Annotated in this window: 12 protein-coding genes; 6 read left to right on the forward strand and 6 right to left on the reverse strand. The window is 76.0% G+C overall.

The annotated features are described in order from the left end of the window. The first annotated feature begins 48 nt into the window (after positions 1-48). Genes ACI780_RS03865 through ACI780_RS03875 form a run of 3 tightly spaced genes read left to right on the forward strand, consistent with a single transcriptional unit; the run spans position 49 to position 3317 of the window. Complete coding sequence (locus tag ACI780_RS03865; RefSeq protein WP_457000913.1) at positions 49-1302, forward strand: AAA family ATPase; 1254 nt, start codon at positions 49-51, stop codon at positions 1300-1302. A 1-nt stretch (position 1303) separates the two neighbouring features. Further along, positions 1304-2815: a VWA domain-containing protein gene (locus tag ACI780_RS03870; protein WP_457000915.1), complete on the forward strand. Its 1512-nt coding sequence runs from the start codon at positions 1304-1306 to the stop codon at positions 2813-2815. Positions 2816-2852: 37 nt separating this feature from the next. Continuing rightward, positions 2853-3317, forward strand: a complete 465-nt coding sequence (locus ACI780_RS03875) for an SRPBCC family protein (RefSeq protein ID WP_456872869.1) — start codon at positions 2853-2855, stop codon at positions 3315-3317. A 56-nt stretch (positions 3318-3373) separates the two neighbouring features. Here ACI780_RS03875 and ACI780_RS03880 read toward each other — a convergent pair whose 3' ends face one another. The 5 genes from ACI780_RS03880 to ACI780_RS03900 all read right to left on the reverse strand — a co-directional run bounded on the left by ACI780_RS03880 (position 3374) and on the right by ACI780_RS03900 (position 8544). Continuing rightward, positions 3374-4030, reverse strand: coding sequence for a MadR family response regulator transcription factor (locus tag ACI780_RS03880; protein ID WP_456872868.1), 657 nt, complete (start codon positions 4028-4030; stop codon positions 3374-3376). Continuing rightward, on the reverse strand, positions 4023-5366 hold the full coding sequence (locus ACI780_RS03885; RefSeq protein ID WP_456872867.1) for a GAF domain-containing sensor histidine kinase: 1344 nt from the start codon (positions 5364-5366) through the stop codon (positions 4023-4025). The genes ACI780_RS03880 and ACI780_RS03885 overlap by 8 nt, the downstream gene beginning before the upstream one ends. 29 nt (positions 5367-5395) lie before the next feature. Then, the gene (locus ACI780_RS03890; protein WP_456872866.1) at positions 5396-6640 is read right to left on the reverse strand and encodes an iron-containing alcohol dehydrogenase; all 1245 of its coding nucleotides are present in this window, start codon (positions 6638-6640) and stop codon (positions 5396-5398) included. A 194-nt stretch (positions 6641-6834) separates the two neighbouring features. Continuing rightward, positions 6835-7062 (reverse strand): hypothetical protein, encoded by a 228-nt coding sequence (locus tag ACI780_RS03895; protein ID WP_456872865.1) that lies wholly within the window; start codon positions 7060-7062, stop codon positions 6835-6837. Positions 7063-7095: 33 nt separating this feature from the next. Then, on the reverse strand, positions 7096-8544 hold the full coding sequence (locus tag ACI780_RS03900) for a bifunctional 3-(3-hydroxy-phenyl)propionate/3-hydroxycinnamic acid hydroxylase (protein ID WP_457000919.1): 1449 nt from the start codon (positions 8542-8544) through the stop codon (positions 7096-7098). Between the two features lie 56 nt (positions 8545-8600). Between ACI780_RS03900 and ACI780_RS03905 the strand changes: the two genes are divergently transcribed. From ACI780_RS03905 to ACI780_RS03915, 3 genes are all read left to right on the forward strand, one after another. Beyond that, positions 8601-9392 (forward strand): class E sortase, encoded by a 792-nt coding sequence (locus ACI780_RS03905; RefSeq protein WP_457000921.1) that lies wholly within the window; start codon positions 8601-8603, stop codon positions 9390-9392. Positions 9393-9398: 6 nt separating this feature from the next. Next, positions 9399-9563 carry a hypothetical protein gene (locus ACI780_RS03910; protein WP_089402836.1) on the forward strand — a complete coding sequence of 55 codons (165 nt, stop codon included), beginning with the start codon at positions 9399-9401 and terminating at the stop codon, positions 9561-9563. A 117-nt stretch (positions 9564-9680) separates the two neighbouring features. Then, on the forward strand, positions 9681-10808 hold the full coding sequence (locus ACI780_RS03915) for an NDMA-dependent alcohol dehydrogenase (RefSeq protein WP_456872862.1): 1128 nt from the start codon (positions 9681-9683) through the stop codon (positions 10806-10808). 48 nt (positions 10809-10856) lie between these two features. On the opposite strand, the gene ACI780_RS03920 is transcribed toward ACI780_RS03915, so the two are convergent. Further along, positions 10857-12557 carry an AMP-binding protein gene (locus ACI780_RS03920; protein WP_457000924.1) on the reverse strand — a complete coding sequence of 567 codons (1701 nt, stop codon included), beginning with the start codon at positions 12555-12557 and terminating at the stop codon, positions 10857-10859. Positions 12558-12570 lie beyond the last annotated feature (13 nt).

The following is a 12570-nucleotide window of genomic DNA, read 5'->3' on the forward strand; positions in this document are numbered from 1 at the left end:
CGCCCCCTCCCGTCACCGCACCCGCCCAGCCCGCCCTCAGGAGCCCCGTTGAGCGTCCAGCCCGTCCCCGCCGACCGCGCGCCGAGCGACTTCGACGACCCCGACGACGTCGCCCGCGCCTTCGCCGCGCAGGGCTACGTCACCGACCGGCGGCTGGCCACGACGACGTTCGTCATGTCCCGGCTGGCCAAGCCGCTCCTGCTGGAGGGGCCGGCCGGCGTGGGCAAGACCGAGCTGGCCAAGACGCTGGCCGCCGTCACCGGCCGCCGGCTGCTGCGCCTGCAGTGCTACGAGGGCCAGGACGAGACCAAGGCCCTCTACGAGTGGGACTACGGCAAGCAGCTGCTCTACACCCAGATCCTGCGGGAGAAGACCGCCGCACTGCTCGGCGACGCCGACACCCTCGAGGCCGCCGTGCAGCGGATCGCCGACGCCGACAGCGCCTTCTTCACCGAGCGCTTCCTCGCCGCCCGGCCGCTGCTGGAGGCGGTGCGCTCGGAGGAGCCGGTGGTGCTGCTGGTCGACGAGGTCGACCGCGCCGACGAGGCGCTGGAGGCGGTGCTGCTGGAGATGCTCGCCGAGTACCAGGTGTCGGTGCCCGAGATCGGCACCTTCGTCGCGCGGCAGCCGCCCTACGTCGTCCTGACCTCCAACAACACCCGCGACCTCTCCGCCGCCCTCAAGCGCCGCTGCCTGCACCTGTTCCTCGAGTACCCCGACGCCGAGCGGGAGCTGGAGATCCTGCGGTCCAAGCGCACCGGCCTCGACGACGCCGCCGCGCGCCGGCTGGTGGAGATCGTGCGCGGGCTGCGCGGGCTGGACCTGCGCAAGGCCCCCAGCATCTCCGAGACCATCGACTGGGCGCGCACCCTCGCCGTCCTCGGTGTCGGCGAGCTGTCGGCCGAGGTGCTGGCCGACACCGTGTCCGTCGTCGCCAAGTACGAGCGCGACGTGCAGCGCTCCCGCGACGCGCTGCCGCGGCTGGTCGACCCGAACGCGACGGTGCCGGAGTCCCTCGGCCACACCCACTCGCACGGGTCGCACACCCACGGCGGGCACACCCACGACCACCCGCACGACCACCCGGACGACCACGCGCACGACCACCCGGACGACGACGGCCGCCGCGTACGGGCCGCCAAGGACACCCCCGGCCGGCACGACCGCAACTACTACGGCCAGCAGGCCGCGGCCGAGGCGCCCGACGCGGCGCCCGCGCCGAAGCGGCAGGTGGGCGCCGGCCAGGGGTCGCGCTCCTTCCCCGCCGGCAACCGCGGCGGCGCCCGGCGCCGGCCGGTCTGACGTGGAGGGGGCGCTGCACCGGTTCGTGCGGCTGCTGCGGCTGCGCGGCATGCGCGTGTCGACGGCGGAGGTCCTCGACGCGTCCGAGGCCGCGGCCGCCGTCGGCGTCAGCGACCGCGCCGCGCTGGAGGCCGCCCTGGGCGCCGCCCTGCTCAAGGACCGCCGCGACGCCGAGGTCTTCGCCGACACCTTCGACCGGTTCTTCACGCTGCGGCCGGTGGTGCCCGACGCCGAGGAGCACGGGCACGCCCACGACGACCTCGAGGACACCGGGGAGCTGACCCGGATGACGTGGTCGGCCGACCCGCCGACCGACGTCCAGGAGGGGCACAGCCACGGCAGGCCGGTCGACATCCGCGACTTCTTCCGGCCCGAGGACCTCGCCGCGCAGTACAACCTGCACCAGGAGGCGAACAAGATCGACCTCGCCTCGCTGACCCAGCAGATCGTGCTGTCGTCGGAGAGCCCGGCCGGTCCGGCCGACGACGCCCAGCAGGTGCAGCTGGAGGTGTCGCGGCTGCACGACCCCGGCCTGCCCGGCGAGCTGGTGCGCGCCGGCGGCACGCCGCTGGACGTGCAGCTGACGGTCGCCCAGCAGCAGGCGCTGCGCGACTGGCTGGCCGACCCGGTCGGCGACCTGGACCCCGAGGTCGCCGAGGCACTGCGCCGGCAGCTGGCCGGCGTCATCGAGGACCTGCCCGGGCTGCTGGCCGCCCACCTGCAGAAGCTGGCCGAGATGGCCGACCTGGCGGTCGAGGAGCGCGAGCTCGCCCGCGCGCCGGTCGAGAAGGTCACCGAGGCCGAGCGGGCGCGCATCGAGGAGTCGCTGCGCCGGCTGGCCACGTCCCTGCACGGCGGCCTGACCCACCGCAAGCGGCAGTCGCCGCGCGGACGGGTCGACGTCGCCCGGACCATGCGGAGCAACATGCGCTACGACGGCGTCCCGTTCCGGCCGGTGACCACCCGGCTGGCCGAGGACCGGCCGCGGCTGGTCGTCGTCGCCGACGTGAGCCTGTCGGTGCGGGCGACGGCGCGGTTCAGCCTGCACGTGGTGCACGCGCTGCAGGACCTGTTCGCGCAGGTGCGCACGTTCGCCTTCGTCGACGACGTCGTCGAGATCACCGACCTGTTCGACGAGCACCCGCTGGAGCACGCCCTGGGGCTGGTGTTCGGCGGCGACGTGGTCGACGTGGACGCCGCCAGCGACTACGGCACCGTGTTCGCCCGGCTCGCCGCCGACCACTCCGGCGCGTTCACCCGCCGCTCCACGCTGCTCGTGCTCGGCGACGGCCGCGGCAACGGCAACGCCCCGCGCCTGGACGTCTTCGCCGACCTCACCCGCCGCGTGCGCGAGACGATCTGGCTGACCCCCGAGCCGCGGTACTCCTGGGCGCTGGGCGGCTGTGACCTGCCCGCCTACGCCGAGCACTGCGACCGGGTGGAGGTCATCCGCGACCACAGCGGGCTGGAGAGCTGGGCCACCGACGTCGTCACCCGCGCCTCGGCCCGCTGACGGGGTGTACACGTCCGCGGACGTGCACACTGCGGGCGTGAGCGACCTGACCCACTCCGGCTCGATCGTCGTCGCCGCCTCCCCGGAGTCCCTGTACGACCTGGTCAGCGACGTGACCCGCACCGGCGAGTGGAGCCCGGTGTGCGTGGCCTGCTGGTGGGACGAGGGCGCGACGGGCGCCGTCGGCGACTGGTTCACCGGCCGCAACGTCACCCCCGACCGCACGTGGGAGACCCGCAGCGTGGTGGCGGTCGCCGACCGCGGCCGGGAGTTCGCCTGGCTGGTCGGCGGGACGCGGGCGCGCTGGGGGTACACCCTCGAGGCGGTCGAGGGCGGCACGCGGCTGACCGAGTCGTGGGAGTTCCTGCCCGGCGGGCTGGAGCTGATGGAGGAGCGCTACGGCGAGGACGCGCCGGAGCAGGTGCAGGTCCGCATCCGCGCCGCGCGCGAGGGCATCCCGGCGACGCTGGCCGCGATCAAGCGCGTCGCCGAGGCCGGCTGACACCCGCCGTCCCGGCCCGGCCGGAGGCCGTGCCGGTCCGCGCCCGTGCACGGTCCTCAGATCAGGCCGAGCTTCGAGCCCGCGTAGACGGCCTCGGCCCGCCGGGACACCGCGAGCTTGCGCATGAGGTTGGTGACGTGGAACTTCGCCGTCGTCGCCGAGATGTAGAGCTCGCGGCCGATCGCCTCGTTGGACAGCCCCCGGGCCAGCAGGGCCAGCACCTGCCGCTCCCGGCCGGTCAGCTCCGGGGACGACGGCGACGACGGGGACGACGACGGCGCGGCCAGCGAGCGCACCACCATCGCCGCGCTGTGGCTGTCGAAGGCGCTCTCGCCGCGGCGCACCGCCCGGATCGCGGCGACCAGCGCGACGGCGTCGACGTCCTTGAGCACGTAGCCGCGCGCGCCGTGCCGGATCGCCTCGAGGACCAGCCGCTCGTCGAGGAACGTGGTCACCACCAGCACGCCCGGCGCGGGGGTCCGCGCGGTCAGCTCGCCGCACAGCGCCAGACCGGCGACGTCGGACCCCGCTGACAGCTTCAGGTCCAGCAGCACGATGTGCGGGCGGGCCGCGGCGACCAGGTCGAGCGCGGCCGCCGCGGTGGCCGCCTCGCCCACGACCTCGATGTCGGGCTCGCGCTCGAGGATCGACCGCAGACCCTGCCGGACGATGGCGTGGTCGTCGACGATCACCAGCCGGATCGGGTCAGTCACCGGTCCCCTCCGCGGGCGGATCGGACGGGAGCGGCAGCCGGACCTCCACCCGCACCCCGCCCATCCGGGCGCGGGCGACGCGCAGGCCGGCGCCGAGCTCGCGGCAGCGCGACTCGATGTTGCGCAGCCCGCGGTGGTGGCCGTCGCCGCGCCGGACGGCGGCCCGCAGCAGGCGGCGCAGCGTCTCGGGGTCACCGGTGCCGTCGTCGGCCACCGACAGCCGCACCTCCCCGGGCCGGTAGCCCAGCCGGACGGTCGCCCGGGTGGCACCGGCGTGCCGGGCGGTGTTGGACAGGCACTCCGTGGCGATGCGGAACAGCTGGTGCTCGGCCTCCGGCGGCAGCACCCGCGGCCGCCCCTCCACCCGCACCGCGACGGCCAGCCCGGGCACCGACGGCAACCGGTCGAGCAGGCCGGGCAGCGCCGGCCCGGGCACGCCGTGCTCGTGCTCCGACAGCGCGTGGATGGCGCCGCGCAACCGCTCGACCGCCTCCCGGGTGAGCGCCTTCGCGTGCCCGAGCCGCTCGTGCACCTCGGTGTGGTGGGCCACCTCCGGGCGGCACCACTCGATCGTCATCCCGGCGGAGAGCACGTGCTGGGCCACGCTGTCGTGCAGCTCCCGGGCGATGCGGTGCCGCTCGGCGTCGACCGCCTCGCGCTGCGCGGCGACGTCGAGGCGGTGCTCGGCCTCGGCGAGCTGCTCGTGCCGCTCGGCGAGGTCGCGGGCCCGCTGGTCGGCCTCGGCGTAGAGCCGCTCGGTCTGCCGGCGCAGCGCCTCGGAGCGGGCCAGCAGGTGGTCGGCGTGCAGCGCCACCGCCGACTGGTTGGCCACGATCCGCAGGATGGACAGGTCGGCCGGGTCGGCGCTGCGCGGCGCCCCGCCGCAGGCGACCAGAGCCCCGACCGGGTCGCCGTCGACCACCAGAGGGACGACGACGGCGCCGCCGTCGGCCCGCCAGGGCTCGACCTCCCCGGCGGCCAGCGCGGCGGCGACCGGCCGGCCCACCTCGGCCGGCAGCGCGGCGAGCTCGGCGACCCGGGCGCCGCCCGGGCCGCGGCCGACCAGCCGCGGCCGGGCCAGCGGCAGCGCCTCCTCGGCGAGGGCCAGCACCACCCACGGGACCGCGAGCTGCCCGGCGGTCGCGTCGACGACGACGCGGCAGAGCGCGTCGGCGCCCTGCCCGGTGGCCGACAGCACCCGGGCGACGTGCTCGAGCTGCGCCATGGCCCGGGAGAGGTCCTCGGCGGTCTGCCGGTACTCGGCGTACCAGCTGGGCTTCGACGAGCGCAGCCCGGTGAGCTCGGGGATGCCGGGGACGGGCGCGCGGGGGGTCACGGGCACCCCGGGTCAGCGCCGGCGGGCGGTCACAGCGCGGCCCGGAACAGGGCGGCGATCTCGGCGCGGTCGGCGTCGCGGGGGTTGGTCGACAGGCAGGCGTCGCCCAGCGTCGTCGTCGCCAGCCGCTCGACGTCGGACTCCCGCACGCCCAGCGGGCCGAGCCGGCTGGGGCAGCCCAGCTCGGCGGCCAGCCGGGTGACGACGCCGGCGGCCTCCTCCGCGGCCTCCTCGCCGCTCAGGCCGGTGACGTCGACGCCCATGGCGCGGGCGACCGGCAGGAACCGCTCGGGGACGGCGCGGGCGTTGAACCGGATGACGTGCGGCAGCAGCACGCCGTTGACCACGCCGTGCGGCACGTCGAGCAGCCCGCCGACCTGGTGGCTCATCGCGTGGGTGGCGCCGAGGATGGCGTTGGTGAAGGCCAGCCCGGCCTCGAGGCTGGCCTGGGCCATGCGGGTGGTGGCGGCGGTGTCGTCCGGCGCGGTGAGCGTGCGCCGCAGCGAGGTGCAGATGAGCTCGACGGCGTGCAGCGCGTGGACGTCGGTGAGCGGGCCCGACGCCCGGGAGACGAACGCCTCGATGCCGTGGGTGAGCGCGTCGAGGCCGGTGGCGGCGGCCAGGTCCTCGGGCATCGTGGTGAGCAGCCGGGGGTCGGTGAGGGAGATGTCGGGGACCAGCGCCCGGCCGATGAGGGTGGCCTTGAGCCGCCGGGTGGTGTCGGTGACGACGGCGAACTGGGACACGTCGGCGCCGGTGCCCGCGGTGCTCGGGCACATGACGGTCGGGGGGATCGCGGTGGTGACCCGGTCGACCCCCTCGTAGTCGAGGATCGACCCGCCGTTGCTGGTCACGACGGCGACCGCCTTGGCCGCGTCGATGACCGACCCACCGCCCAGGCCGACCACCACGTCGCAGCCGCTGTCGCGGTACCGCTGCACGCCCTCGGCGACCTCGTGGTCCTTGGGGTTGGGCGTCAGCCCGGTCCACACGGTGGGCCGCAGGCCGGCGTCGGCGAGGTGGCCCGCGAGCTCGGCGAGCCAGCCGGCCTCGACCAGGCCGGCGTCGGTGACGACGAACGGCCGGCGGGCACCGAGGCGGCGGGCGGCGAACCCGGCCTCGGACAGCGCGCCCCAGCCGAACACGACCTCGGGGACGAGGTACTTGCTGAACCCGGACGTCGGCTCCGCGGACGAGCAGGGAGCCGGCCGGACCGGGCGGTCGAGCGCGCGGCGGACCGGCGGGGGCCCGTGCCGCAGGGGGACGGCGGTCACCGCGCCGGGTGGGGCGGCAGGTGGGGAGCGGGCACGACGACCTCCGGGGCACGGACGGCCCGCCCACGATAGCCGGTGTCGTGATGCGCGTCACACGACTGCGCCCCGCCGATCCGGAACGGCGCGCACGTCCGCGGAAGTGCCCGGAGGCACTTCCGCGGACGCGCACGGCAGGGTCGGGAGGGACCCGGGGGTCAGCGGCCGAGGATGCCGCCGATCGCCCCGCCGAGGCCGCCGCCCTGACCGCCGCCACCGCCGAGCATCTTGACGAGGTCCATCGGGTCGAGGCCGAGCTTCTGCAGGATGCCGGCGTGCTGCTCGGTGTCCACCTGGCCGGGCAGTTCCTGGTCGGCCTGCTGCGCCTTGGCGTCCTCGCCCTGGGACTGCAGCAGCTGGAGGATCTGTGCCTTGTCGATCTGCATGAGCCGCCCGGTACCCGCCGACCGGCGGCGCACTCACCCCGCGGCGCGCACGACCCGGTCGGGCCGGACGACGGCGTACCGCGCCCGCCCGGTGTCCAGCCACGCGCTCAGCGCGCCGTCGACGTCGTCGACCTCGGTGCGCCGGCCCGCGGCGGTCACCGCGACGCGGCCGGGTGAGGCCGTCGCGACCACCGCCGTCCCGGCGCCGAGGACGTCGTCGAGCCGGCACTCCCGCCCGTCCACCCGAACCCGCGCGCGCGGCACCAGCGCGCCCGCCAGCCGGCGGCCGGCCCGGCCGCTCCGGTCGACCAGCGGGCCGGGGCGCAGCGGCGGCGTCCGGCTGTCGGCGGCGTAGGCGGCCAGGGCCGGCACGCTCGCGACGGCGGCCAGCACCGCCCGGCGGACCGGGACCGCGCCCGCTCCCCCGCCGGTCATCAGCCGCCCGACCAGCGCGGCGAGGCGGACCAGCGCCCGGGCGTGCGGCCCGCGCTCGGCCCCGTGGGTGTCGAGCAGGTCCTCGGCGGCGGCGCCAGTGACGACGGCGGCCAGCTTCCAGGCGACCTGGTGCACGTCGCGCAGGCCCAGCCCCAGCCCCTGGCCGACGAACGGCGGGGTCAGGTGGGCGGCGTCGCCGGCCAGCAGCACCCGTCCCCGGCGCCACAGGTCGGTGACCTGCGCCCGGTAGACGTACTCGGCGGCGCGGACCACCGCGGCCTCTGCGGCACCGAACGGCGCGAGGAGCCGGGGCAGCCCGCCGGTCAGGCCCGCCACCGTCTCCCCCGGCAGCAGCCGCGCCTCGAACCGGTAGCGGTCGCCGCTGACCGGCATGAACGTGGCCGCGCGGGCCGGGTCGCAGACCTGGTGCACCCCCGGCCACACCGGCAGCGGCGACGGCGCGCGCAGGTCGGCCACCAGCCACCGGTCGGGCCGGCCCAGGTCGCGCATCCGCCCGCCGAGCAGCCGGCGCACCGTGCTGTGCGCGCCGTCGCAGCCGAGCACCGCCGCCGCGTGGACGTCGGCCCGCTCCCCGGTGCGCCGGTCGACCACCGTCACCGTGACGGACCGGTCCGCCCGCTCGGCGAGCCCCACCGCCTCCGCCGCCGTGCGCAGCGTGATCCCCGGGGTCCGGACGACGGCGGCGCGCAGCACGGCCTCGAGGTCGGGCTGGTGGAACATCGACGCCTGCGGCCAGCCGTGCCGCCCCGCGCCGGGCTCGCGACCGAACTCGGCGAGCACCCGGTGGGCGGCGTCGACCAGCCGCAGCCCCGCCGCCGGCCGGCTCACCGCGAGGAAGTCGTCGGCCACGCCGGCGTCGGCCAGCGCGCGCAGCGCCTCGTCGTCGAGGTGCACCGCCCGCGGGACGGCGGGCGGGCGGGGCTGCCGGTCGAGCAGCAGGACCGCCAGCCCCCGCCGGGCGAGCAGCAGCGCGGCCGTGGCACCCACCGGCCCCGCGCCGACGACGACCACCGGCGGCTGCGACACGCCGTCCAGTCTCCCGGACCGGCGCACGGCTCCCGCACTGGCATCGTGGAGTGGCCATGGCATCACCCTCCGCGACAGCACCGCCGCCCACCGAGTGGCGCCGCTACGGCCGTCCCCGCCGCGACCGGGGGCGCACGCTGGTCAGCGGTCTCGGCCAGACGCTCGTCACCGCCGGCCTCGTGCTGCTCCTGTTCGTCGTCTACGAGCTCTACGTCACCGACCTGTTCGCCGCGCGCGAGCAGGACCGGCTCGCCGACGAGCTGCGCACCGGGTGGGACGACGCCCCCGTCGTCGGCGTGCCCACCTCCCCCGTCGAGCCCGGCCTGGGCGAGCCGTTCGCGGTGCTGCACATCCCGCGGCTGGGCGAGGACTGGTCCCGGGTGGTGCTCGAGGGCACCACCGAGGACCAGCTGTCCCAGGGGCCGGGCCACTACGTCGGGACGGCGATGCCCGGGCAGCAGGGCAACCTCGCGATCGCCGGTCACCGGGTGGGTCGCGGGTCCCCGTTCCTCGACCTCGACGCGCTTCGCCCCGGCGACCCGATCGTCGTCGAGGTGGCCGACGGCTGGTTCACCTACCGCGTGCTCGGCGACGAGGCCACCGGGGACTTCACCGACCCCAGCGGCATCCCCGGGCAGCAGATCGTCACGCCCGCGGACGTCGACGTGATCGCCCCGACGCCCGGCGGCGCCGCCGACGCCGCCCCCACCGGCGCCTACCTGACGCTGACCACCTGCCACCCGCGCTACTCCGCCCGACAGCGGCTGATCGTGCACGCCGTCCTCGACGGGCCCGGCGTGGCCCGGGCGGACTCACCCGACGGGCCGCCGGCCCTGACCGAGGACTGAGGACCCGTGTACCGCTGGATCTGGCACCACCTGCCCGGGGGCACCGCGAGCCGCTCGGCGCTGTCGCTGCTGCTCGCCCTCGCCGTCTGCGCGCTGCTGCTGTTCGTCGTGTTCCCGGTGGTGGAGCCGCACCTGCCGTTCAGCTCGGTCACCGTCGACCCCGGCCGCTGACGGAACGGCACCGGCCGCCCCGCTTGACGGCACCCGGTGTCACACGGAGTCTGTGGCCCGGCGCACAGCCCGTCGACGGCGACGGGCGGCGAGACCGCACTGACGGAGGGACACCGGGTGAAGACCAAGGGCGCGATCCTGTGGGGCGTGGGCGAGGAGTGGTCGGTCGAGGAGATCGAGCTCGGCGACCCGAAGGCGGGTGAGGTCCAGGTCCAGCTGGCCGCCTCGGGGCTCTGCCACAGCGACGAGCACCTGGTCACCGGCGGCACGCCCGTGGCCTTCTACCCGGTCATCGGCGGGCACGAGGGCGCCGGCGTGGTCACCAAGGTCGGCCCCGGCGTCACGGGGCTGCAGGAGGGCGACCACGTCGTCACCGCCTTCATCCCGGCGTGCGGGCAGTGCCCGCCGTGCTCGAAGGGGATGCAGAACCTCTGCGACCTCGGCGCGAACCTGCTGGCCGGGACGTCGATCTCCGACGGCAGCTACCGGGTGCAGGCCCGCGGCAAGGACGTCATCCCGATGTGCCTGCTCGGCACGTTCTCGCCCTACATCACCGTGCACCAGGCGTCGGTGGTCAAGATCGAGCCGGACGTGCCGCTGGAGATCGCGGCGCTGGTCGGCTGCGGCGTCACCACCGGCTGGGGCTCGGCCACCAAGGTCGCCGACGTCCGCCCGGGGGAGAACGTCGTCGTCATGGGCGCCGGCGGCGTCGGCATGAACGCCGTCCAGGGCGCGGCCGCGGCCGGCGCGAAGCGGGTCATGGTCATCGAGCCGGTGGCCCGCAAGCGCGAGTGGGCGATGGACCTCGGCGCCACGCACGTCTTCGAGTCCGCCGAGGAGGCGACCGAGAAGGTCAACGAGCTGACCTGGGGCCGGATGGCCGACAAGACGATCATCACCGTCGGCGACATCCAGGGCGAGGACATCCAGACCGCGCTCAGCCTCACCGGCAAGGGCGGCCGGGCGGTCGTCACCGGCATGGGCAACTACGCCAACACCGACGTGAAGCTCAGCCTCTTCGAGCTGACCCTGCTGCAGAAGGACCTGCAGGGCGCCATCTTCGGCGGCCTGGCCCCGCGGGCGGCGATCCCCGAGCTGCTCAGCCTCTACCAGGAGGGCCAGCTCAAGCTCGACGAGCTGGCGACCACGAAGTACTCCCTCGAGGACGTCAACCAGGGCTACCAGGACATGCGCGACGGCAAGAACATCCGCGGGATGATCGTCTACACCGACGCCGACCGCTGACGCCGTCCCCCGTGCCCGCCGGCGCTCCCGGCGGGCACGGGGAGCGGCTCAGCCGCCCCGCAGCTCCGGGAAGTCGGTGTCGGCCCAGTCGGTGCCGGTGCCGGCGGGCGCGGCCTGCTCCTCGCGGTGCCGCAGCTCGACCCGGCGGATCTTGCCCGAGATCGTCTTGGGCAGCTCCGCGAACTCGATCCGGCGGACCCGCAGGTAGGGCGCCAGCCGCTCGCGCGCGTGGCGCAGCACCGCCAGCGCCGTCTCCGGGCCCGGCTCCCACCCCGGCGCCAGGGTGACGTAGGCCTTGGGGACGGCGGCCCGCACCGGGTCGGGCACCGGGACGACGGCGGCCTCCACCACCGCCGGGTGCTCGATGAGCACGCTCTCCAGCTCGAACGGGCTGATCTTGTAGTCGCTGGCCTTGAAGACGTCGTCGGTGCGCCCGACGTAGGTGATGTAGCCGTCGGCGTCGCGGGTCGCGACGTCACCGGTGTGGTAGTACCCGCCGGACATCGCCTCGGCCGCCCGCTCCGGGTCGGCCTGGTAACCGGACATGAGGTTCAGCGGCCGCTGGGCGAGGTCCAGGCAGATCTCGCCGTCGTCCCCCCGCTGCCCGGTGACCGGGTCGACGAGCACCACGGGGACGCCCGGCAGCGGACGGCCCATCGAGCCCGGCCGCAGCTCGGCGCCGGGCGGGTTACCCACGGCCGCCGTCGTCTCGGTCTGGCCGTAGCCGTCGCGCAGGGTCAGCCCCCAGTGCCGGCGCACCTGCTCGATGACCTCGGGGTTGAGCGGCTCGCCGGCGGCCACGACCTCCCGCAGCGCGCCCGGGCCGCCGGAGAGGTCGGCCTGGATGAGCATCCGCCACACCGTCGGCGGGGCGCAGAAGGTGGTGACGCCGGCGCCGCGGACGTGCCCGAGGACCCGCGCGGCGTCGAAGCGCACGTAGGTGAACAGGTCGACGGTGGCCTCGGCCGCCCACGGCGCGAAGAAGCAGCTCCAGGCGTGCTTGGCCCAGCCCGGGGAGCTGATGTTGAGGTGGACGTCGCCGGGCTGCAGGCCCAGCCAGTACATCGTCGACAGGTGCCCGACGGGGTAGCTGACCTGGGTGTGCTCGACCAGCTTGGGCCGGCTGGTGGTGCCGCTGGTGAAGTACAGGAGCAGCGGGTCACCCGGCTCGGTGCCGGGGTGGCCGGGCGGCTCGTCGCTCCCGCCGGCGGCGTCGTCGTAGGGCGCCCAGCCGGCCGGTGCGTCCCCGACGGCGATGCGCCCGTAGTCGCCGGGCACGCCGTCGAACTTGCCGGCGTCGGCGGCGTTGACGACGACGTGTCGGGCGCCGCCGCGGCCGATGCGGTCGGCGAGGTCGGCCGGGCCGAGCGCGGTGGTGGTCGGCACGATCACCGCGCCGAGCTTCATGACGGCGAGCATCGACTCCCACAGCTCGACCTGGTTGCCGAGCATGAGGACGACGCGGTCGCCGCGCTGCACGCCGCGCCCGCGCAGCCAGCCGGCCACCTGGTCGGAGCGGCGGGCGAGCTCGGCGAACGACCAGCTCGCCGTGCGCCCGTCCTCGCCGGTGATGCGCAGCCCGGGCCGGTCGACGCCGCGGGCGATCTCGTCGAACCAGTCCACCGCCCAGTTGAACGGGCCCTCGATGCGCGGCCAGCGGAACTCGGCGGCGGCCTTCACGGGGTCGCCGCGCAGCCCGAGCAGCTGGTCGCGGGCCTCCCGGTAGGCGGTGGTGGCGGTGCCGGGCATGGGTGCGCTCCTC

The organism is Geodermatophilus sp. SYSU D00814, assembly GCF_054050055.1.

Coding starts and splice junctions, on each gene's coding strand:
- ACI780_RS03895 (WP_456872865.1), bottom strand. CDS start 7,062: ATGCAGATCGACAAGGCACAGATCCTCCAGCTGCTGCAGTCCCAGGGC.
- ACI780_RS03905 (WP_457000921.1), top strand. CDS start 8,601: ATGGCATCACCCTCCGCGACAGCACCGCCGCCCACCGAGTGGCGCCGC.
- ACI780_RS03920 (WP_457000924.1), bottom strand. CDS start 12,557: ATGCCCGGCACCGCCACCACCGCCTACCGGGAGGCCCGCGACCAGCTG.